The 21,454-nt window shown below is 73.4% G+C and carries 16 protein-coding genes; 8 read left to right on the top strand and 8 right to left on the bottom strand.

Translation table 11 applies throughout. The features are described 5' to 3' along the window. Nucleotides 1–163: 163 nt before the first annotated feature. The 4 genes from AB0F62_RS15300 to AB0F62_RS15285 all read right to left on the bottom strand — a co-directional run bounded on the left by AB0F62_RS15300 (nucleotide 164) and on the right by AB0F62_RS15285 (nucleotide 5,912). The gene (locus AB0F62_RS15300; RefSeq protein WP_361797714.1) at nucleotides 164–1,822 is read right to left on the bottom strand and encodes an LCP family protein; all 1,659 of its coding nucleotides are present in this window, start codon (nucleotides 1,820–1,822) and stop codon (nucleotides 164–166) included. 54 nt (nucleotides 1,823–1,876) lie between these two features. Further along, complete coding sequence (locus AB0F62_RS15295) at nucleotides 1,877–3,700, bottom strand: LCP family protein (protein ID WP_361797711.1); 1,824 nt, start codon at nucleotides 3,698–3,700, stop codon at nucleotides 1,877–1,879. A gap of 87 nt (nucleotides 3,701–3,787) precedes the next feature. Continuing rightward, nucleotides 3,788–5,008 carry an LCP family protein gene (locus AB0F62_RS15290; protein ID WP_361797708.1) on the bottom strand — a complete coding sequence of 407 codons (1,221 nt, stop codon included), beginning with the start codon at nucleotides 5,006–5,008 and terminating at the stop codon, nucleotides 3,788–3,790. Nucleotides 5,009–5,159: 151 nt separating this feature from the next. Next, complete coding sequence (locus AB0F62_RS15285; RefSeq protein WP_361797705.1) at nucleotides 5,160–5,912, bottom strand: TIGR03089 family protein; 753 nt, start codon at nucleotides 5,910–5,912, stop codon at nucleotides 5,160–5,162. Nucleotides 5,913–6,067: 155 nt separating this feature from the next. Between AB0F62_RS15285 and AB0F62_RS15280 the strand changes: the two genes are divergently transcribed. The 4 genes from AB0F62_RS15280 to AB0F62_RS15265 all read left to right on the top strand — a co-directional run bounded on the left by AB0F62_RS15280 (nucleotide 6,068) and on the right by AB0F62_RS15265 (nucleotide 10,619). Beyond that, nucleotides 6,068–7,534, top strand: a complete 1,467-nt coding sequence (locus tag AB0F62_RS15280) for a peptidoglycan recognition protein (protein ID WP_361797702.1) — start codon at nucleotides 6,068–6,070, stop codon at nucleotides 7,532–7,534. Nucleotides 7,535–7,598: 64 nt separating this feature from the next. Beyond that, entirely contained in the window at nucleotides 7,599–8,681 is a 1,083-nt protein-coding gene (locus AB0F62_RS15275; RefSeq protein WP_361797699.1) for an NDP-sugar synthase, read from the top strand. Between the two features lie 110 nt (nucleotides 8,682–8,791). Next, on the top strand, nucleotides 8,792–9,745 hold the full coding sequence (locus AB0F62_RS15270) for a DNA-3-methyladenine glycosylase 2 family protein (RefSeq protein WP_361797937.1): 954 nt from the start codon (nucleotides 8,792–8,794) through the stop codon (nucleotides 9,743–9,745). A 67-nt stretch (nucleotides 9,746–9,812) separates the two neighbouring features. Further along, nucleotides 9,813–10,619 (top strand): hypothetical protein, encoded by an 807-nt coding sequence (locus AB0F62_RS15265; RefSeq protein WP_361797696.1) that lies wholly within the window; start codon nucleotides 9,813–9,815, stop codon nucleotides 10,617–10,619. A 120-nt stretch (nucleotides 10,620–10,739) separates the two neighbouring features. Here AB0F62_RS15265 and AB0F62_RS15260 read toward each other — a convergent pair whose 3' ends face one another. The 3 genes from AB0F62_RS15260 to AB0F62_RS15250 are packed head-to-tail and all read right to left on the bottom strand — an operon-like array spanning nucleotide 10,740 to nucleotide 13,547. Next, nucleotides 10,740–12,044 carry a coenzyme F420-0:L-glutamate ligase gene (locus AB0F62_RS15260; RefSeq protein ID WP_361797693.1) on the bottom strand — a complete coding sequence of 435 codons (1,305 nt, stop codon included), beginning with the start codon at nucleotides 12,042–12,044 and terminating at the stop codon, nucleotides 10,740–10,742. Then, the gene (gene cofD, locus AB0F62_RS15255; protein WP_361797690.1) at nucleotides 12,041–13,012 is read right to left on the bottom strand and encodes a 2-phospho-L-lactate transferase; all 972 of its coding nucleotides are present in this window, start codon (nucleotides 13,010–13,012) and stop codon (nucleotides 12,041–12,043) included. Before cofD ends, AB0F62_RS15260 begins: the two co-directional genes overlap by 4 nt. Before the next feature lie 25 nt (nucleotides 13,013–13,037). Then, nucleotides 13,038–13,547, bottom strand: coding sequence for a cysteine dioxygenase family protein (locus tag AB0F62_RS15250; protein WP_361797687.1), 510 nt, complete (start codon nucleotides 13,545–13,547; stop codon nucleotides 13,038–13,040). Nucleotides 13,548–14,138: 591 nt separating this feature from the next. Here AB0F62_RS15250 and AB0F62_RS15245 point away from each other — a divergent pair. The 3 genes from AB0F62_RS15245 (at nucleotide 14,139) to AB0F62_RS15235 (ending at nucleotide 19,815) form a co-directional block, all read left to right on the top strand. Further along, a complete protein-coding gene (locus AB0F62_RS15245; RefSeq protein ID WP_018559705.1) occupies nucleotides 14,139–14,402 on the top strand; it encodes a WhiB family transcriptional regulator in 264 nt (87 codons plus the stop codon). 152 nt (nucleotides 14,403–14,554) lie between these two features. After that, nucleotides 14,555–18,337 (top strand): glycosyltransferase, encoded by a 3,783-nt coding sequence (locus AB0F62_RS15240; RefSeq protein ID WP_361797684.1) that lies wholly within the window; start codon nucleotides 14,555–14,557, stop codon nucleotides 18,335–18,337. Continuing rightward, a complete protein-coding gene (locus AB0F62_RS15235) occupies nucleotides 18,334–19,815 on the top strand; it encodes a DUF5719 family protein (RefSeq protein ID WP_361797681.1) in 1,482 nt (493 codons plus the stop codon). Before AB0F62_RS15240 ends, AB0F62_RS15235 begins: the two co-directional genes overlap by 4 nt. 43 nt (nucleotides 19,816–19,858) lie before the next feature. Here AB0F62_RS15235 and AB0F62_RS15230 read toward each other — a convergent pair whose 3' ends face one another. Beyond that, a complete protein-coding gene (locus AB0F62_RS15230; protein ID WP_361797678.1) occupies nucleotides 19,859–20,311 on the bottom strand; it encodes a metallopeptidase family protein in 453 nt (150 codons plus the stop codon). Nucleotides 20,312–20,613: 302 nt separating this feature from the next. Here AB0F62_RS15230 and AB0F62_RS15225 point away from each other — a divergent pair, with 302 nt between their 5' ends. Further along, entirely contained in the window at nucleotides 20,614–21,033 is a 420-nt protein-coding gene (locus AB0F62_RS15225; RefSeq protein WP_361797934.1) for a DUF3499 domain-containing protein, read from the top strand. Nucleotides 21,034–21,454: the final 421 nt, after the last annotated feature.

Raw genomic sequence — 21,454 nt, 5'->3', positions numbered from 1 at the left:
GCGCCGCAGCGCGCGGATCGTGGGTGATTCTCAGCTGTGTGACTGTCAAAGTCCTGTGGAACCGGAACAGCCCTGCTCGCGAATGGTTGGAGGTCACGATACATAAAGCGCGACGGGGTCAAGGCTTTCGATGTTTATCGGCTGCGTAAAGCGATCGTGCGCATTACCCCAAACCGGGATCCCAGCGATATGGCCGGTACACGTCCATGCAGGCCGACTCATTCGCTCCGTTCAGGGCTCCGGCGCTCCTGGGCAGCGCTCCGCCGTCGTCGGCGGCCCCGCTGTAGACCGTTCCGTCCCGCCAGTCCGCACCGATCAGGAGTGTGACGGAGGCGACATGTGAGGATTCCTTCACAGCGCTCTCCGGCAGCTTGAACACCTTGGCGACGGCGAGCGCGTCCGAGCGGCCCTGCGCGCCCTCGCCGGCCGGGTAGCTGAGCACGGTGGCCGCGGACGGCTGCGACGTGGTGTTCGCCGCGGCCCGTCCGAACCCGGCCCCGGCCAGCGCTCCGACCAGGGCGCGCGCACGGCCGTTCACGGGAGTGCCCGTGGCGTCGCCCGCGGTGCCGTTGACGACGTCGACCGGGATCTCCGCGGCCGGACGGGCGGCCGGGCCGGTCTCGGCGGGCTTCTTCTTCGCCTTCTTCCCGCCGTTGTCGTCGAAGGGCACGTCGTGCACGAGCCGCGACCACACCTTGGGCGCGGCGACCGGGTCCGGCATGTAGTGCTGGTCGTTCTCGGTGTCGGTGACCGGCGGCATGGTCAGCATCGTGATCCGGTCCGACGGGACGCTCTTGAGCTGCATCCCGAGGTCGTACAGCTTCTTCGGGGTGCCGATCTCCTCCGACACCTGCAGCGCCTTGGTGGCGGCCTCGGCCAGGGCGCGCAGCCGCCCGCTGTCGGTGAAGACGTTCTGCGAACGCAGCTCGCGCACCATCGAGTTCATGTACATGTGCTGTGCCTTGGCGCGCCCGAGGTCGCTCTCGAAGGCGTGCCGGGTGCGCAGCCACTGGAGCGCGGTCTTGCCGCTGATCTTCTGCGTGCCGGCCTTCAGCTTCAGCCCCGAGCCGCCCGGCTGCTGCGGTGTCGGGTGGTCCCAGACCGGCTGCCTCACGCAGACGTCGACTCCGCCGACCGCGTCGGCCATCTTCACCACGCCCGCGAAGTCGATCGTCATCCAGTGGTCGATGTAGACCCCTGTGAGGTTCTGCACGGTGGCCAGCGTGCAGCCGGGGCCGCCGCGCGTCAGGCTCTCGTTGACGATCGCGTGCGTGGTGGCGGGGAACACCTTGCCGGTCTCGGGGTCGGTGCACTTCGGGATCGGCACCCTGGTGTCGCGCGGGATGCTCACCACGGACATGTTGCTGCGGTCGGCGGCCAGGTGCACCAGCATGATCACGTCGGCGCGGGGCGGGTCGCCCTTGGTGTACTTGGCGCCGCCGAGCTTCAGGTTCTCCTCGGAGTTACGGCCGTCGGCGCCCAGCAGCAGGATGTTCATCGCGTTCGTCGGCGTCTTCGCCACATGGCTCTCGCCGCTGTTCCGCTTCCCCTTGCGGATGTTCTTGCTCAGGTGCTCGTAGTAGGCGTAGCCGGCGCCCGCCGTCCCGAGTATCAGCACCGCGAGGGTGACCGCGGTCCACCGCAGGACCCGGCGCCTGCGCCGCTTCGGCGGCCGTGCGTCCTGCTGCCCCCGGCCGCCGCCGGCCGAAGCCGCGTGCGGATCCGCCGGCTCGTCCGCGGCCCGCTGCCCCGGCCCGTCCGGCGACCGGGGCTCGTAGAGGCTGTCGTCCCAGCCGAGATCTCGCACACGACTGTCCGTCATAGTGTGGTCCCCACCCCTGATACCCCTCTTGAGCCTGGTGCTCCCGCCGGGCCGCTACTTGGCGCACACGCTCTTGTCGTCGGCCTCGACCTTCTGGATGCCCTCGGGCGCCTTCGTCGGCGGGGCGATCGGTGTGCCCGCGGCGGTGAAGTCCTTGCCGAGGGTGAGCGTCATGTTGGCGCGCGGGGCGGCGTCCTCGGTGCCCTGCTTGAGCGCGGAGGCCGGCAGCCCCATCATCTCGGCCAGCCGGCGTGCCTGGTCGGCCTGGTTGGGGGCGTACTCCAGCGTCGTCTTCCGCGCCTCGGCGGGCGCGTTGCCGCCGTTGGTGGAGCGGCTGACGCCCTTGTCGTTCTGCAGCCAGTTGACCGTGTCCTGGGCGGCGCCGAAGACCCCGCTGCCGTTGAACACCTCGACCCGGACGTCGATCGGGTCGGCCTTGGGGCCCTTGAGCTTGGCCGCCTCGGAGGCCTTCTGCTTCTTCTTCACCTCGGTGAGCGACGTGTCGTTCTTCACCATGGCGAACAGTTGCGGCGCCCTGGTCTCGTCCAGCACGACCGTGGTGTGCACCTTCTCGGCCGGATTGTCTATGACCGGCACCGTCGCGAAGGTGATGTTCTTGGTGTCGACGCGGCTCAGATCCCTGGCGAGCGCGCTGAGTTTGGGCACGCTGCCGATGCCGGTGTCGACGGTCAGCGCCTTGGTCGCCGTGTTCGCCAGCTTGACCAGCTTCGTCGGACTGGTCAGCGTGCCGCCCGACTTCATCTTGCGCATCATCGAGCTGAGGAACTGCTGCTGCAGTTGGATGCGGCTGAGGTCGCCGCCGAAGCCGACGCTGTGCCGGGTGCGGACGAAGGCCAGCGCCTGCTCGCCCGCGACGGTGTGCCGGCCCTTGTCCAGCTTCAGGTGCGAGTCCGGGTCGTCGATGTCCTTGGCCAGGCACACCTCGACACCGCCGACGGCCGTCGACAGGTCCTTCACCGCGTCGAAGTTGGCCATCATGAAGTGGTCCGGGGTGATGCCGGTCAGTTCCTTGACCGTCCGCATCGTGCAGCCCGGGTCGCGGCCGTACTGGCCCAGGCTGGTGTTGAAGCGGACGTCGCTCTCACCCGGGATGATTTTCGTGGAGCCGTCCGGCTGCTTCGTCGGGCAGTCCGGGATGTCGGTGATGATGTCGCGGGGGATGCTCAGCGCGGTCGCGTTGGAGCGGTCCTTGGAGACATGGAAGAGGATCGTGGTGTCGGCGTGGCCGACATTGGCCGAGTCGCCGTACTTGCCCTTCAGGCCCGCACGGCTGTCGGTGCCGATGACCAGGATGTTGACGGGCCCGGTGGACGTGGCGTTCTTGGAGCCGATGCCCGGGTCGACCGTGTGGATGTTCCCGTTGAGCTGCTGGTACAGCGTGTAGACGCCGACGCACGCCGCGATGACCACGACCCCGAGTGTGCCGGCGGTCCAGATCAGGGCGCGCTTCTTGGTGGACTTGCGGGGCTTGGGCCGGCGCCGGCTGGTGCGCGCGCCCGCCCGTCCGCCGCCGTCCGCCCTGCCGCCGGCCCCCGCTGCCCGCCGTCCGTCCGGCCCCCTGCCGCCGGCCGCCGAGCGGCCGCCGTTCGCAGGGCGCCCGGCCGCCGTGGAGCGGCCCTGCCCTTCGGCGCCGGACTGGCCCTGCCGTGTGCGGCCGCCGCCCTGCGGCTGGACGCGCTGTGCCCGCCGGCCCGTCCCCTGCGCGGGAACCGCGCGCTCCTGCTGCTGCGGGGGGTCCAGCCGCAACTGGTAGCTGCCCGTCTCGGGATCGAAAACCCACTGATCCGCCGGGTCGACCTGCTGCCTACGGCCTTGCGTGTCCACGGTCGATCGAGTCCTCCGTCTCGGCCGCTGCATCAGGCCGGATCGCTCACACTAACCCCACAGTTCAGCGTGTACGCCCGCAGCTGACAAATTCCGCTCTCTTACACCTGGACAAAGTGTTCAATCCCCACTCCCGCCGCAGACATCGCGGTCGGCGGTGGTGCCGCGGTAGGACGGGGAGGCGCTCGCCGACCCCGACGGTGTGGGAGATGCGGGAGTGGCGGAGGCGGTTCCACCGGGCGTTCCGCGACGTGGGCCGGAGCCCTTGTCCGCGTCCCCCTCGACGGCCACCTGTCCGTCCTCGCGCAACGTCGCGAAGAGTTTGTCCGCGGCGGGCCGCACCAGCTCGTCGCGGTTGGGGTCGGCGGTGTAGGGCCGGCGCGGCACGGTGAGGAAGCGCACCTGGTCCGTGGGCGTCTTGCGCAGGCTCTGCGCCAACTCGTACAGCTCGCGCAGCGAGTCCAGCCCGGCGTCCGCGGTGAGCGAGGAGGTCGCGGCGTCGAGCAGCGGATAGAGCTTCGCGGGGTTGAGCAGCACCCCCGTGGTGTCGACCTTCTGCACCAGGGAGCCGAGGAACTGCTGCTGACGGTCCATGCGCTGGGTGTCGCTGCCGTCGCCGATGCCCTTGCGGGCCCGGACGTAGCCGAGGGCGTCCTCGCCGCGGAGCACCTGGCGGCCCTTCTCGAGATCCAGATGGGCGTCCTGGTCGTGCACGGCGTGCGGGACGCAGACCTCGACCCCGCCGACCGCGTCGACCATCTTCTTGAAGCCGTTGAAGTCCACCACCAGGTGGTGGTCGACGCGGATCCCGGTCAGCTTCTCCACCGTACGGATCGTGCAGGCGGCGCCGCCGTACTCGAACGCCCAGTTGAACTGGGCGAACTGGGGATTGCTCATGCTGCCGTCGGCCCGGCGGCAGGAGGGGATCTCGACCATGAGGTCGCGCGGCAGGCTGACCGCCGTCGCGCTGTTCCGGTCGGCGGCCAGGTGCAGCAGGATCGCGGTGTCCGACCGCTGGGTGCCGGTGTCCTGGCCGTACTTGCCGTTGCCGTCGCCGCGGTTGTCGGAACCGAGCAGGAGGATGTTCTCGGCCGTCGTCGCCTCGGGCAGGACCTTGGGCCGTTCGGACTGCACCCGCATCAGCTCGTGGGCCGTGTCCGTGTCCGTCCGGATGTTCCCGTCGAGCTGCTTGTACAGGTACCAGGAGAGTCCGGCCCCCGCCAGGAGCACCAGGGAGGTGACGACCGCCAGGACGCGCAGCCAGGTACGGCGGCGCCTCCTCGGCGGGGCCGCGCCGGGAGAGGTGTCCTCGGTTTCCGGCGAATCGACTGACGTGGTCACGTCCGGGTCCGTCCTTACAGGTGCCGCAGATGATCGGGTCACCTATAAAGACCGTCCAAGCCCGCCCTCGGTTGTGCGGAGTTGTTGAAATTCGTCCGAGGCCCCTCGGTGTTCCGGAACCCCGCGCCGGGCGCGGGGTTCCGGAAGGCGGCTACGCCATGTGCGTCACCCGCTCGCTCTCCCGGCGTTTGTCCAGGTCGGCGGCGGGCAACCGGTCCAGGTGGCGGCAGAGCACCACGGAGGCGCCCGCGGCCAAGGGCGCCAGGAGCCCCGCGGCGAGCCCGTCCCAGTCGTCGTACGACCGACCCGACAGCAGCCGCGCCCCGGCCGTCAGCCCGAGGGCCTCGGCGGACGCGCGGGCCCGCTCGACCACCTCGGCCCCGGTGGCGTCCTCCCCGCCGGGCAGCCCCAGCGCGGGCGCGTGCGGATCGACCGGCGCGTACGGGACGAAGCGGTCGCCCTGCGTCGGCACCTCGACCGCGTAGTCGGCAAAGCCCTCCGGCGCCTGCGGGAAGCGGCCGCTCAGCGGGCGCAGCGCCAGCGCGACCCGCTCGCCGGAGCAGGCCCGGGCCTCCTCCAGCGTGTCCGGGCCGGAGACCACGAAGTCGGCGCCGCCCGGGTCGCCGCCGGGGACCGCGACCACACCGGTGGAGAAGCAGGCGAGCAGCCATACCGCGGTCTGCCAGTGCGCGGGCAGCAGCAGGGCCGCACGGTCACCCGGCTGGGCGCCCAGTTCGTCCTGGATGAGGTTGGCGGTCTTGGCCACCCAGTTGCCGAAGGTGGCCACCGACAGTTCGACGCGTTCGCCGGTGGCGTCGTCGTAGAAGGTGACCAGGGGGCGGGCGGGGTCCGCCGCGAGCGCGGAACGCAGCAGGTCGGCGGGTGTACGGGCAGTCGAAGTCACGCGGCCCAGGCTACGTCAGGCGGCCCCGTGGCGGGCCGCGCTGATGGCCAGGCAGAAGAGGACAGCCCGTCAGATCCCGGCTGCGCGTTCTGGGGCCTTATGTAACTGTTCTTCCCATGCGTGCACTTCTTGCGACTTCGATCTCCGCTGCGTGCATGGCTGCCCTCGCCCTGCCGCTCGCCTTCCCCTCCGGTGCCACCGCCACGATCCACGCCCCGGCGCGGGCCGCCGCCCCCGACACGCCCCCCGGTGCCACCCGCACCCTCCCGCTGGCCCCGCTCGCCCCCTCCGGCCGCGCCATCGGCTCGCCGCTCACCCAGGGCCTGCCCGCGCGGGCCGTGCGGCCGTTCTCCCTGATCGGCATCACCTGGGACGACGTCGGCACCGACCTCCAGGGCACCGTCCAGGTCCGGACCCGCGCCACCGGGACCGGCACCTGGTCCGGCTGGCGCGCCGTCGAGGCGCACAACGACGACGCCCCCGACGCCGGCTCGGCCGAGGGATCGTCCTCCGGCGTGCGCGGATCGACCGTCCCGCTGTGGGTCGGCCGCTCCGACGGGGTCGAGGTGCGGGTCGTCCCCGCGGCGCCCACCGGCAGGCGCGGGGTGCTGCCCGCCCTCCCCAAGGGGCTGCGGCTGGAGATGGTCGACCCCGGGGACGAACCCGGTGACGGGGCCGGTGACGGACCCGCCGGCGACCCGGGCGGCGGTTTCCCCGACCCCGACGCCGCGGCGGACCCCGGGGCCGCCGTACCGGCGGGCGGGGGCCCGGACGGTGACGGCGCCACAGGCGGCCCCGCCGGCGACGGTTCCGTCCTGGGCGACTCCTCCGACAGCGGAGACCCCTTCGACGGCGTGGGCCCGGGCGAGGAGGACACCCCGCTCGACGGCGGCCCGGCGAAGGACGGCACCACCGACACCGCCTCGGACCCGAGAGACACTTCGGGCACCCCGGTCGAGTCCCCCTTCGTCCCCGAGCTCAGCCGGTCCCAGACCGAGGCCCTCACCGGGCAGCGCTTCACCGGGGCGCGCCCCCGCATCGTCACCCGCTTCGGCTGGGGCGCCGACGAGCAACTGCGCAGCGAGGAATCCGAGTTCAACGACGACATCGCCGCGGTCTTCGTGCACCACACCGCCACCGGCAACGACTACGAGTGCTCCGACTCCCCCTCGGTCATCCGCGGTATCTACCGCTACCACGTCAAGAGCAGCGGCTGGCGCGACATCGGCTACAACTTCCTCGTCGACAAGTGCGGAAACATCTACGAAGGCCGCAGCGGCGGCGTCTCCAGGGCGGTCCACGGCGCGCACACCCTCGGCTTCAACGAGCACACCATGGGCATCGCCGTACTCGGCGACTTCTCCGAGGAGAAGCCCACCCGCGAGGCCCTGTCGGCGGTCGCCCGGCTCGCCGCGTGGAAACTCGGGATCTACGGCCTCGATCCGGAGGGGGTGACATATCTGGTGTCCGGAGGGAGCAACAAGTACAGGAAGGGCGCGCGGGTCCGCATGAACGTCATCTCCGGCCACCGGGACGGGTTCGCCACCGCATGCCCCGGAACGGAGTTGTACGACGATCTCGGCGCCATCCGCCGTGCCGCGGCGGGGCTCCAGGGCCGGTGATCGCAGGCTGCATAGGATTGGCCGCTCATTCGTTCGGCCCGCCAGGAAGCGGAGACAAACACAGGTGACTGAAGCGATCCTCTTGGTCGGCGGCAAGGGCACCCGGTTGCGCCCCCTGACGGTGCACACCCCCAAGCCGATGGTCCCCGCGGCCGGCGTGCCGTTCCTCACCCACCAGTTGGCCCGGGCACGCGCGGCGGGCGTCGAGCACATCGTGCTGGCGACCTCCTACCTGGCCGAGGTCTTCGAGCCGCACTTCGGCGACGGCTCCGCCCTCGGCCTGCGCCTGGAGTACGTCACCGAGGACGAGCCGCTCGGCACCGGCGGCGCCATCCGCAACGTCGCCGAACGGCTGGACTCCGCCCCCGGCGACCCCGTCCTCATCTTCAACGGCGACATCCTCACCGGCCTCGACATCGCCGGCCTCGTCGCCACCCACCGCGATTCCGGCGCCGACGTCTCCCTCCACCTGACCCGGGTCGAGGACCCGCGCGCCTTCGGGCTCGTGCCGACCGACGCCTCCGGCCGCGTCACCGCCTTCCTGGAGAAGCCCGAGACGCCCGAGGAGATCGTCACCGACCAGATCAACGCGGGCGCCTATGTCTTCAACCGCTCCGTCATCGACTCGATCCCCGCCGGCCGCCCGGTCTCCGTCGAGCGCGAGACCTTCCCCGGCCTGCTGGCCGACGGCGCGCATCTGCAGGGCATGGTCGACTCCACCTACTGGCTCGACCTCGGCACCCCGCACGCCTTCGTCCGCGGCTCCGCCGACCTCGTCCTCGGCCGCGCGCCCTCCCCGGCCGTCCCCGGCCGGTGCGGCGAGCGCCTCGTCCTGGAGGGCGCCCGCGTGGCCGACGACGCCAAGCTCACCGGCGGCAGCGCCGTGAGCGCGGGTGCCGTCATCGGCGCAGGGGCGGTCGTCGACGGCAGCACGGTCCTGGCCGGCGCCGTCGTCCACCCCGGAGCCGTCGTCACCGACTCCCTCATCGGCGCGGGCGCGGTCATCGGCGAGCGCACCGTCGTCAGCGGAGCCGTCGTCGGTGACGCCGCGCACGTCGGCGCCGACAACGAACTGCGGCACGGGGTGCGCATCTGGTGCGGCGCGGTCATCCCGGACGGCGCGGTCCGCTTCTCCTCCGACCAGTAGCCGGCCCCCGGGCCACGGCCGGTGGGCACCCCGCCCACCGGCCGGAAACCCGGAGCGCCGGACGGCCCACCCCGTAGGCTCGGAGGGTGCACCCCGAGCAGACCCGACTCCTGCGCGCCAAGACCGGCGGCGTTCCCGGCCCCCGCACGCCGGGCCGGACCAGGCGCTGGACACCGCGCGGCCCCCTGGACCTCGGCCTCACGCTCGGCCCCCTGCGCCGCGGCCCCGGCGACCCCGCCTTCCGCGTCGGCGCCGACCGCGCCGTGTACCGCGCCTCGCGCACCCCGGAGGGCCCGGGCACCCTGCGGATCGCCCGCCCCTCCGGCGGCGAGATCGAGGCCGAGGCCTGGGGGCCGGGCGCCGACTGGCTGCTGGACCGCCTCCCCGCCCTGCTCGGCGACGCCGACGACCCCGCCGCCTTCACCGCCCGGCACCGTGTCGTCCACGAGGCCCACCGCCGCAACCCCGGCCTGCGGCTGGCCCGTACCGGACTGGTCCTGGAATCCCTGATCCCCGCGATCCTGGAGCAGAAGGTCACCTCCGACGAGGCCTACCGCTCCTGGCGCGTCCTGCTCTGGCGCTTCGGTGAACCCGCCCCCGGCCCCGGCGAGGAACTGCGCATGCGCGTCATGCCCGACGCCCGCGGCTGGGCCATGATCCCCTCCTGGGAGTGGCACCGCGCCAACGTCGACGGCAAGCGCTCCGCCGCCGCGGTCCGGGCCGCCCGCGCCGCCGCCCGCATGGAACAGGCCACCGCCCTCGCCCCCGCCACCGCCCTCGCGCGCCTGCAGGCCGTCCCCGGCATCGGCCCCTGGACCGCGGCCGAGACCCTGCAGCGCAGCAACGGCGACCCCGACGCGATCACGGTCGGCGACCTCCACCTGCCGCACACCGTCGGCTACGCCCTCACCGGCGCCCACCGCTCCGACGACGCCACCATGCTCGAACTCCTCGAGCCCTACGAGGGCCAGCGCCACCGCGCCGCCCGCCTCATCCTGCTCACCGGCCGCCGCCCCCCGCGCCGCGCTCCCCGCATGGCCCCGGGCAACATCGTCCCGCTGTAGGGCGCTTACGCCGCATATCCGAACGCAAGGGCTGTTTCCGGAAAGGGCGCGTCCCTATGATCGCGGAGTGACGACACCGAACACCGCTCTCGCCGACATACTCGACCACCGTGAGCCTGACCGGGACAGTGAGCGACTGCTCGCCGCCCTCGTCGACTTCGGCGTCTTCGTCCCCGTGAAGGACGACGGCTCGGTGCTCTTCATCGGCTGGGAGGGCGACACCGGCCCCGTCCTGCCCGGCTATGTCAGCGAGGAGTGCTGCCGGCGGAACCTCCCCGACGCGGCCGCCGCCGTCCACTGCGACATCATGCGGCTGCTCGACATCGTCCACCACACGAAGGTCGACACGCTGGCCGTCTTCTCCGAACAGGGCTCGGCCAAGCTCCCCTTCGCCCTGGTGGCGCACACCCTGCGGGTCAGGGGCATGCGCACCACGGAGGAACGGACGGTCAGGTTCACCTGGTCCACCCACCCCACAGCGGTCGCCCTGCGCGACGCGATCCGCCTGCGGCTGCTCGACTTCCCCGGCGTGCGGTGCGTGTGGATCGCGCAGGCCCGGTGGACCGACACGGGCATGGAGCAACTGCTGCTCCAGATCGCCCTGACGGACACCGGCACGCCGGACGCGGCGCGCCGCCTGATCGACGCCGTCCTCTCCGGGACCCATCTCGGTGACGGGGACCGCGAGCTCAGCGTCCGGGTCCTGAGCCCGGCATCGGAGGAGGACATGGCCGCCATGCGCGAACTCGACACCTTCGGCCTGGACACCGTCCGCGCGGACCACGCCGCACGCCGGGTCGAGGTGATCTCCCGCGAGTACGACAACGCCCCCGCCCCCGCCCCCGCTCCCCCGCGACGCTGGTGGCGCCGTTGACCGCCGGCACCGGACGCGCGGGCGCCCCGAGGGCTGCCTCCGTCACCCCGCGTCCGCCACGCGGCGACCGGCCTCGGACGGCGGCGCGCCCCGGGAGGCGCGTACCGGCCGAACGGCGCGTCAGCGCACCTCGATGAACGCCTCCGCGCCGCGTGCGGGCCGCTCCTTCGGCGGCGCCGCGGGCCGGCCGATCGCGACGGCCCCCATCGGGTCCCAGTCCGCGGGCAGATCGAGCACCTCGCGCACCACGTCGCGGCAGAACATCGTGGACGACACCCACGCCGAGCCCAACTGCTCGCCGGCCAGGGCGACGAGGAGGTTCTCCACGGCCGCGCCCATCGCGACCACGAACATCTCCCGCTCCGCCGCCGAGCGCCGCGCGTCCGGGTAGTCGTGCGCCCCGTCGGCGACCAGGCACGGCACCACCAGATACGGCGCGCGGCGCAGGACGTCGCCGCGGCGCACCCGCTTGGCGATGGACTCCTCGCTGCGGCCGTCGCGGCGCAGGTCCGCGATCCACGCGTCGCGCATGGCGTCCAGCAGCTCGACCCGCGCCGACTCCGACTCGAGCAGCACGAAGCGCCACGGCGTCGTGTGGTGCGGCGCCGGCGCGGTGACCGCCAGGGCCACGGCGCGCCGTACCGCCGCGCCGTCGACGGGCTCGTCGGTGAAGTCGCGGATGGTCCGCCGCAGGCCGACGGCCTCGCGGACGGCCTCCGACGTGCCCAGCCGGAACATGTCGTCGGCGGCGCGACGCACCAGCGCGCGGGCGCCGTCGCCGTCCTCCTCCGCCGGGAGCACCAGCCGGTCCATGCCCCGGACGACCGCGACGGGCGACCCGCTGGACTTGCCCTTCACCAGGTCGCCGGCGGCGGCGAGCTCGTCGGCCAGGGCCGTGACCGTGACCGCCAGTTCGTTGCCGTGCGAGTCCGTCGCACCCCGCAGGTCGTCCAGCACGTGCAGCCCGGCCGCGCCGATGGCGACGTCGGTCAGGCCCTCGCGCCACGGCCGCCCGAAGGTGTCGGTGACGACGATGCCGACGTTGACGCCGAGTATGTCCCGCAGGCCCGCGCGCAGCGCGCGGGCGGAGGCGTCCGGGTCCTGGGGGAGCAGCAGCACCGTGCCGGCGGCCGTGTTCGACGCGTCGACCCCGGCCGCGGCCATGACGAAGCCGTGCCGGGTCTCCACGATCCGGGTCGGCCCGCGCCGCGCGACCAGCCGAACCGTTTCGGCGTCGATGGCGGCCTCGCGGTCGTCGGCGCGCACCACGCGCCCCTCCGCCTTGCTGAGGATCTTCGAGGTGACGACGAGGACGTCGCCGTCCGCCAGGCCGGGCGCGCCCGCCGCGATGAGCTTGGCGAGATCGGCTCCGGGCTCGATCTCCGGCAGCCCGGCCACGGCCCACACGCGGAAGGAGGCGGTCACGCGCGGACCTCCCCGGCGAGCGCGAGCGCCTCGCGGGCCATCGCGGCCGTCGCGTCCAGGTCCGTCATCATCAGCGGCACGGCCCGGCAGCGGATGCCCGCCGCCTCGACCTCGTCCACCGAGTCCGCGTCCACGGTGTCGACCAGCCACCCGTCCAGCAGGCCGGAACCGTAGTGCGCGGCCACCGCCGCGGCCGTGGACTCCACGCCGACCGCCGCCAGCACCTTGTCGGCCATGCCGCGCACCGGCGCGTTCCCGACGATGGGGGAGAGGCCCACCACCGGTACGCCCGCCTCGGCGATGGCCTCCCGGATGCCGGGGACGGCCAGGATGGTGCCGACCGACACCACGGGGTTCGACGGCGGGAAGAGGATCACGTCCGCCTCGGCGATCGCCTCGAGGACGCCGGGCGCGGGCTTGGCGCCCTCCGCGCCGACCGGCAGCACCGCGTACGCCGGAACGGAGGCCCGCAGCCGCACCCAGTACTCCTGGAAGTGCACCGCCTTGCGCCCGCCGCCGGGGCCCGCGTCCGGGTCGTCGACGACGACGTGCGTCTCGATCCGGTCGTCGGTCATCGGGATCAGCCGCACCCCGGGCTTCCAGCGCGCGCACAGCGCCTCGGTGACGGCGCTGAGGGGGTAGCCCGCGCCGATCATCTGGGTGCGCACGATGTGGGTCGCGAAGTCGCGGTCGCCCAGGCCGAACCACTCGGGCCCGACGCCGTAGGCGGCCAGCTCCTCCTTGACCGTGAAGGTCTCGTCGGCGCGGCCCCAGCCCTGCTCCTCGTGGATCCCGCCGCCGAGGGTGTACATGACGGTGTCGAGGTCGGGACAGACCTTGAGGCCGAACAGGTGGATGTCGTCGCCGGTGTTGCCGATGACGGTGATGTCCGCCTCCGGCGCCGCCGCCTTCAGGCCGCGCAGGAAACGGGCTCCCCCGATGCCGCCGGCCAGTACCACGATTCGCATGCGGACAGTCTGTCAGCCCGCCGCGTCAGCCAGCGAACGAGCCCTCGGCCGCGGGCGTCCCGGAGGTGCAGGCGTACGGGGTCATCTCCGTCAGGCCCGGGAAGTAGACGTGCAGGCTGACCGCGCCCTCGAGGGAGTCGTTGACCACCTCGTGCACGTAGCCGGGGGCGAACACCCGCTGGTGGCCCGGCGGGAGTGAACGGCGGGTCTCGCCGTTGCCGCCGAGGGAGCGCTCGGTGAGTTCGCCCTGCAGGACGGTCAGCACGCCCGAGGAGCGGCCGTGGTCGTGCAGCCCGCTGCCCTGGCCGGGGACCCAGCTGAGCAGCCAGACCTCGTACCCGGGGCCGGTCTCCAGGCGGTCGTACCAGCGGGTGACGGCGTCGTAGCGCACGCGCGGCGCCCAACGGGCCCGGTCCGCCGCGATCTCGCGGGCCAGCCCGGCGAATTGCGCGACGGTGACGGGGTGGGCGGGGGCGGGCGGAAGGAGGTGGGGGATGGCGAGGGGGTCGCCGGCGATCGAGACGTCGCTGTTCATGGGTGCGGGAGTTCCTACGGGAAGTGAGGAGCGTCAGGCATGCGCATGAGGCTGTGCGGGCTGGGAGGAGTCCTTCAGCGGCAACAGCTGGAACAGCGACAGTGAGCTTCCACGGCACGACGGAACTCGCCGAGGCGGCGGGTCCGGGAAGGCGCGTGGGTCACTGGCATGCCCTCTAGCACACCGGGTCCCCTGCGCGCCTGTCAACTCGATGCCTGGTTTGTCGTAAATCTTTCACCTGATCCGGCTATTCGGCATGGTGAAAGGTTTGTGTGTAGAAGACCCAGGAAAAGTGCCGACGCAACCACACGGGTACGCAGGAACGTCTCCTCGTGAAACGTCGTTGTGTTTTCGTGATCGCATCGTGATCGCCTCCCCTCCGGGGCGTCGACCGCGGTTGACGTATGCGGACGTTTGGGCTGATTTGAACACTTTCTGTCAGGCCTTGGTTCCGCAGGGTGAATAACGGGCTCAATAGCAGATCTCGGCTTGACTGGCCCGTATCGGCACACTTGTAATTTCACTCGTGTCGTTCGACCGTCGCAGGTAACGGCAACATCACGGGGAAGCGAAAACAGACGAGGGGCGCGCATGACCGAGCTGTTCCAGCTGTTGCTGGCCGAAGAGGCCGACGAAGAGCTCGGGTGGCAGGAGCGCGCGCTGTGCGCGCAGACCGATCCCGAGTCCTTCTTCCCCGAGAAGGGCGGCTCCACCCGCGAGGCCAAGAAGGTCTGCCTCGCCTGCGAGGTCCGCTCCGACTGCCTGGACTACGCCCTCGCCAACGACGAGCGCTTCGGCATCTGGGGCGGCCTGTCCGAGCGTGAGCGCCGCCGCCTGAAGAAGGGCGTCGTCTAGCGGCGGACCCGGCGCGCGTCCGGCACGTCGGGCTTCGTGCGTATATGTGCTCCGGACCCGGAAGGGCCGGCTCCCGCAACCGTTAGTGTGGGGGCCCGTCCGAGACGCCCAAGGCGTCGTCCGAAGTCCAGCGAACCGGGGCCCGAACCTCGATGTCCGTGAACAGTTCTGCCGGGACTCAATACGCCGCCCAGGCACCGGAGTTCCCGCGCCACGTCGTCACCGCCGTGCTCGTCGCCCACGACGGCGCCCGCTGGCTGCCCAACGCGCTCTCGGGCCTGGTCTCCCAGGACCGCCCGGTCCAGGACGTCATCGCCGCCGACACCGGCAGCGCCGACGACTCCGCCCGCCTGCTCGCCGAGAGCCTCGGCGACCACCGCGTCCTGCACCTCGCCCGGCGCAGCGGCTTCGGCGCCGCCGTCGACGAGTGCGTGCGCGCCGCCGAGCCCCTGACCGAGGAGCAACTGCCCTACCTGGGGCGGCGCAGCAGCTGGGACCCGGCCACCCGCACCTGGAACGACGACGCCTACGACGAGCCCGACCAGCCCCACGGGGAGCCCGTGCAGTGGCTGTGGCTCCTCCACGACGACTGCGAGCCCGCCCCGGACGCCCTCCTCAACCTCCTCAGGGTCGCCGACTCCTCGCCGTCCGCCGCGATCATCGGCCCCAAGCTGCGCAGCTGGTACGACCGGCGCCAGCTGCTGGAGGTCGGCGTCTCCATCGCCCGCAGCGGCCGCCGCTGGACCGGGCTGGAGCGCCGCGAGCAGGACCAGGGCCAGCACGACCAGGTCCGCCAGGTGCTCTCGGTCTCCAGCGCGGGCATGCTGGTACGCCGCGACGTGTGGGAGGACCTCGGCGGATTCGACCGCCGGCTGCCCCTCATGCGCGACGACGTCGACTTCTGCTGGCGCGCCCAGTCCGCCGGGCACACCGTCCTCGTCGCCCCCGACGCCGTCCTGCGGCACGCCGAGGCCGCCTCCCGCGAGCGCCGGCCCGTCGACTGCGCCGGACGCTCCGCGGTCAACCCGCACCGCGTCGACAAGGCCGGCGCCGTCTACACGCTGCTGTCCAACACCCGCGGCGTCCTGCTGCCGTACGTCTTCGCGCGCATCGTGCTCGGCACCGTCCTGCGCACCCTGGCCTACCTCGTCGGCAAGGTCCCCGGACAGGCCGTCGACGAGATCACCGGCCTGCTGTCGGTCCTGCTGCGCCCCGGCCGGCTCCTGGCCGCCCGTCACCGTCGCTCCCGGGCCGCCGTCCCGGCCTCCGAACTGCGGTCGCTCTTCCCGCCGCCCGGCGCGACCGTACGGGCCACCGTCGAGCAGGTCGTCAGCAACGTCTCCGGCCGTGCCGCCGCCGACGCCTCCTCCGCCGGACGCCACGGCGGCGGGCTGGAGTCCGGGCCGAGCGGGGGCGACGACGACGGCGAGTACATGGACGTCGAGCAGTTCGCGCTGCTGAAGCGCGTCGCCCGGCAACCCGCCCCGATGCTCTTCGCCGTCCTGCTGCTCTTCTCCCTCATCGCCTGCCGCGCGCTCCTCGGCGGCGGCGCCCTGTCCGGCGGCGCGCTGCTGCCCGCCCCCTCCGACGCCTCGGACCTGTGGGGCTCGTACCTCGGCGCCTGGCACGCCCTGGGCGCCGGCACCATCGAGGCCGCGCCGCCGTACCTGGCGATCGTGGCCACCCTGTCGAGCCTCCTGCTCGGCAGCACCGGCCTCGCCCTGACCGTGCTCCTCGTCGCCTCGGTGCCGCTCGCGGGCCTCAGCGCCTACTTCGTGTCGCGGCCGCTCGTCGACTCCCGGCTGCTGCGCGCCTGGGGCGCCGTCGCGTACGCCTTCCTCCCCGCCGTCACCGGCGCCCTCGCCGGCGGCCGGCTCGGCACCGCCGTCCTCGCCGTCCTGCTGCCGCTCATGGCCCGCGCCGCCGTCTCCGCCGCGGGCCTGCGGATGTCCGCCGACGCCGTCGAGCGCGGGCTGCGGCCCGGCTGGCGCGCCGCCTGGGCGGTCGCGCTGCTGCTGACGATCACCACCGCGTTCACCCCGATCACCTGGCTGATCGCCCTGGTGCTCGTCGGCGTCGCCCTCGCCACGCGCGTCGTGCGCGGGCAGGGCCGGCTGCTCGTCCCGCTGGCCATGCGGGCCGTCGCGGTCCTCGGCGCCCCCCTGGTGGTGCTCGCGCCCTGGTCGATCGGGCTGCTCACGCACCCGACGCGCTTCTTCCACGAGGCCGGGCTGCCGTACGGCGCCAGGTCCGCCACGGCCACCGACCTCCTGCTGCTCAACCCCGGCGGCCCCGGCGCCGTCGGCGGCTACCTGCTCGCGGGCATCGTGCTGGCCGGACTCGCCGCGCTCGTGCGCGGCGAGCGGCGGTCGGCCATCGTCACCGCCTGGGTGGGCGCCCTGGCCGGCCTGGTCTTCGCGGTCGCGGCGAACCACACCGCCTGGTCCGGGCCCGCCACCCTCGTCTACGGCCTCGCCCTGATCGCCGCCGCCGCCGTCGGCGCCGAGGGAGCCAAGGAACGGCTCGCGGCCTCCGGCTTCGGCTGGCGCCAGCCCGTCGCCGCGCTCGTCGCCCTGGCCGCCGTGCTCGCCCCGCTGGCCGCCGCCGTCGGCTGGATGGCCGGCGGCGCCGACGGCCCCCTGAAGCGCAGCGACCCCACGCAGGTGCCCGCCTTCGTCGCCGAGGAGAGCAACACCGGCGACCAGGCCCGCACCCTCGTCCTGTCCGGGACCCCGGCCCAGGTGTCGTACGCTCTCGTCCGCGGCGCCGGCGCCCGCCTCGGCGACGCCGAGATCGCCGCCGCGGAGGGCGGCGACACACGGCTGGCCAAGATCGTCGGCAACCTCGTGGCAGGCTCCGGCGCCGACCAGGCCAGCCAGCTCGGCGGCTACGCCGTGCGCTACGTCCTCGTCCAGCGCGGTGCCCCGCGCGAGGTCGGCCGCACCCTCGACAGCACACCCGGCCTCTCCCGGCTCAGCCAGGCGGACGGCAGCGCCCTGTGGCGGGTCGACGACGACGTCGCGCGCATGACGATCGTCGCGCCCGCCGGCGACGGCGGTGGGAGCGCCGACGGCACCGGATCCACCGGCGACGACGCGGACACCGCGCGGCCCCTGACCGTCGCCTCTGGCAAGGTCGAGGCCCACACCACCATCCCGTCCGGCGCCGAAGGCCGCGTCCTGCGCATCGCCGACCGCGCCGCCCCCGGCTGGACCGCCACCCTCGACGGCAGGGAACTCACCGCGACCACCGTCGACGGCTGGGCCCAGGGCTTCCGGCTGCCCAGCCAGGGCGGCCGCCTGGACGTCGTCTACGACGACCCGTTCACGCACACCGTGTGGCTGTGGGTCCAGGGCTTCCTCGGTCTGGTGCTCGTCGTCATGGCCCTGCCGGGCCGGCGCCGCGAGATCGACGACGACCTGCCCGAGGCGGAGGCCGTGCCCGTGCCGTCCATGCCGGCCGCCGGCATCCCGGCGCAGGGCGACGGCCGCCGCGCCCGCCGGCTGCGCGCCGCCGCGGAGGCCGAGGAGGAGGCGGGGGCCGCCCCCGCGGAGCCCGATGCCACCGAGCCCGACCCCCAAGAGCAGGGCGAGTACGCGCAGTACGCCGAATACGACCCCTACGCCGCCGCCCCCGGGCAGGGCGACCCGTACGGCCAGGAGCAGTGGGCCGCCGAGTACACCAGCAGCTACGGCTACGAGCAACCCGCCCAGCCGCAGGAGCAGGTCTACGACCCGTACGGCTACGGGGAGCAGGCCCCGCAGCCCGGCTACGACCGGCAGGGCTACGAGCAGCAGCCCCAGCAGGGCTATGAGCAGCAGCCCGGGCAGCAGGGCTACGACGCCTCCTACGCCCCCTACGGCACCAACGGCGGCTACGACACGGACGCGTACGACACGGACGGCTACCGCCGCGACGGGAGCAACCAGCAGTGAACCGCAGCACTCTCTCCCTGATCGGCGTCACCGCCGCCCTTGCCGCCGTCGCCGGCGTCGCCACCGTGACCGGTGCGGGAACCCCGGAGGCGGCGCCCGCGGCGAACGCCGCACGGCTGCCCGTCGAGCGGTCCACGCTCGCCTGCCCGGCGCCGTCGGACTCGGACTTCGCCTCGACCACGTACACCGCCTTCACGCCCAAGGGCGACTCCGCGGGCTCGGGCGGCACCGCCCAACTGCTGCCCGCCGCCGACCAGGAGGGCAAGGCCGACGCCAAGCGCAAGCCGGTCGTGCCGCTCAAGGAGGCGGGCAAGCCGGTCTCCGCCGACACCGCGGCCACGAACGCCCCCGCCCTCATCGGCACCGCCGACGGAGCGCTCGCCCCGGGCTGGACCGTGCAGCAGACCACCGTCGTCGACGCGGGCCCGGCCCGGGCGGTGCTCGGCGCCTCCTGCTCCGTACCGGACAGCGCGTTCTGGTTCCCCGGCGTCAGCACCGCCGCCGAGCGCCAGGACTACGTCCACCTGACCAACCCGGACGACACCGCGGCCGTCGTCGACCTGGAGCTGTACGGCGACAAGGGCGAGGTCAAGACCGCCACCAGCGACGGCATCACCGTGCCGCCGGGCGCGTCGGTCCCCGTGCTGCTCTCCACGGTCACCACGGAGAAGTCCGACGGCCTCACCCTCCACGTCAGCGCCCGCAGCGGCCGGGTCGGCGCCACCGTGGAGGCCGAGGACGCCAAGGCCGGGGGCGACTGGCTGCCGGCCGCCACCGACCCCGCCACCGCGGTCGTCATGCCCGGCATCCCCGGGGACGCCACGGATGTGCGCCTGGTGGTCTTCGCGACCGGCGACGACGACGCCGACCTGAAGGTGCGGCTGGCCTCGGCCAGCGGTGAGATCACCCCGGCCGGGCATGAAACCGTGCACGTCAAGAGCGGCATGACCACCGCCGTCGACCTGGGCGACGTCACCAAGGGCGAGGCCGGCTCGCTGATCCTGAGCCCGACCGGGACCTCGGGTGCGGCCCCCGTGGTCGCCGCCCTGCGGATCACCCGCGGCAAGGGCGCGAACCAGGAGACCGCCTTCCTGCCCGCCACCGCGCCCATCGGCGACCGCGCCACCGCCGCCGACAACCGCGCCAAGGGCTCGACGCTCGCCCTCACCGCGCCGGACGGCGACGCCACGGTGCGCGTCACCAGCTCCGCGTCCACCAAGGGCGGCGAGCCCATCACCAAGAACGTCCCCGTCAAGCGCGGCACGACCGTCGTCCTGGCCCCGGCCGCCCCCTCGGAGGGCAAGGGCACGTACGCCGTCACGGTCGAACCCGTCTCCGGCGGCCCCGTCTACGCCTCGCGGATGCTGGCCCTGCCGCTGGAGGGCGTCCCCATGTTCACGATCCAGACCCTGCCGGACGACCGCGGCCTGGTGGCCGTCCCGAAGTCGGAAGAGGACCTGTCCATCCTGAACCGGTGACGGCGGAGCGCGCCGGGTACCGCACGCGCCCCGGTACGGGGGGTCAACCCTCTCCGTACCGGGGATCGACGTTCTCCGGCGACAGCCCCAGCAGCTCCGCCACCTGCTCCACGACCACGTCGTGCACCAGCAGGGCCCGCTCCTCGCGGCTCTTGGCCCGGATCTCCACGGGACGGCGGTACACCACGATGCGGTGCGGGCTGTCCTTGCGGCCCCCGATGAGCCGTCCCAGCGGCACTCCGTCGTCGAACCGGCCGTCGGCCTCGGCAGCGTCGGCGCCGTCCACGGGCCAGGGGACCTCCTGCACCGCGAACTCCACCTCCGCCAGTTGCGGCCACCGCCGCTCCAGCCGGTCGGCCGCGTCGCGCACCAGGTCGTCGAAGGCGTCGGCACGGGTGCGCGCCAGCGGCACCTGCGGGGGCGCGATGGGGCCGCGCATGCCGCGGCCGTGTCGGTCGCGGCGGCGCTGGCGCGGTGCGGGCGAAGGGGTGTCCATCACCTCTGAGAGTAGCCGTCGGGAGCCCCGTGTATGCGGCTCCGTGACGGCTGCCACCGCCACGGGGTACCAGGACCGGACATCCTCTGCGATGTCGCAGAATGTACGGTCGCTCGCCCCTGCCGCCCGGACGATTCCCGCGCCCTGACCGCTTCCCTGATCGCAATTGGCGTCATTTGCATCGTTTGGTGACCACGCGCCTCGGCGGTACGCCCGTACATTTCCGGCCCTTTGCAGGTCAGGTGTGTTGGGCCCAGGTCGGACCTTCCCGGCCAACCCGGACGACACGACGGGGTGAGCTCCTGGGGAGTCGTCGCGGCCCGCTCAAGAGTGCGGTACCGTCCAACGTCGTGAGCCTTGTACGTCGCTGTTCGCGCACCGCGTGTGGCCGTCCCGCCGTCGCGACGCTGACGTACGTCTACGCGGACTCCACCGCCGTCCTCGGGCCGCTCGCCACCTACGCCGAGCCCCACTGCTACGACCTCTGCTCCGAGCACTCCGAGCGCCTCACCGCCCCCCGCGGCTGGGAGGTCGTACGGCTTGCCACGGACACCGGCCCGACCCGCCCCAGCGGCGACGACCTGGAAGCGCTCGCCAACGCCGTGCGCGAGGCCGCCCGCCCCCAGGAACGCGAGGGCACCGGTACGAACGGCCGGGGCGGCGACCCCATGGAGATCACCCGGCGCGGCCACCTGCGCGTTCTGCGCTCGCCTGACTCCTGACCCGGGTTCCCGGCCTCGGCCTCTGACCCGGGTTCCGGTCCGGGCTGCCGTGCCTCCCGTGCTCGGCCGACTCCCGGTGCCCCCGTCCCCGGCCTCCCGTCGCGGCCACCTGTGCGTTCTGCGCTCGCCTGGCACCTGACCCGGGTTCCCGGCCTCGGCCCCTGTCCCGGGTTCCGGTCCGGGCCGTCGCGCCTCCCGTGCTCGGCCGACTCCCGGTGCCCCCGTCCCCGGCCCCCCGTCGCGGCCACCTGCGCGTCCTGCGCTCGCCTGACTCCTTGCCCGGGTTCCTGGCCTGGCACCTGACCCGGGTTCCCGGCCTCGGCCTCTGACCCGGGTTCCCGGCCTCGGCCCCTGTCCCGGGTTCCGGTCCGGGCCGTCGCGCCTCCCGTGCTCGGCCGACTCCCGGTGCCCCCGTCCCCGG

Source organism: Streptomyces sp. NPDC026673 (genome assembly GCF_040638135.1).
GTDB lineage: Bacteria > Actinomycetota > Actinomycetes > Streptomycetales > Streptomycetaceae > Actinacidiphila.
This window is presented reverse-complemented; position numbering and strand designations above follow the sequence as displayed.

Bases quoted from the DNA above. Each gene is read 5' to 3' on its own strand.
- AB0F62_RS15250 (WP_361797687.1), bottom strand. From the start codon at position 13,547: ATGAACAGCGACGTCTCGATCGCCGGCGACCCCCTCGCCATCCCCCAC.
- AB0F62_RS15295 (WP_361797711.1), bottom strand. From the start codon at position 3,700: ATGCAGCGGCCGAGACGGAGGACTCGATCGACCGTGGACACGCAAGGC.
- AB0F62_RS15240 (WP_361797684.1), top strand. From the start codon at position 14,555: ATGTCCGTGAACAGTTCTGCCGGGACTCAATACGCCGCCCAGGCACCG.
- AB0F62_RS15230 (WP_361797678.1), bottom strand. From the start codon at position 20,311: ATGGACACCCCTTCGCCCGCACCGCGCCAGCGCCGCCGCGACCGACAC.
- AB0F62_RS15300 (WP_361797714.1), bottom strand. From the start codon at position 1,822: ATGACGGACAGTCGTGTGCGAGATCTCGGCTGGGACGACAGCCTCTAC.
- AB0F62_RS15280 (WP_361797702.1), top strand. From the start codon at position 6,068: ATGGCTGCCCTCGCCCTGCCGCTCGCCTTCCCCTCCGGTGCCACCGCC.
- cofD (WP_361797690.1), bottom strand. From the start codon at position 13,012: ATGCGAATCGTGGTACTGGCCGGCGGCATCGGGGGAGCCCGTTTCCTG.
- AB0F62_RS15245 (WP_018559705.1), top strand. From the start codon at position 14,139: ATGACCGAGCTGTTCCAGCTGTTGCTGGCCGAAGAGGCCGACGAAGAG.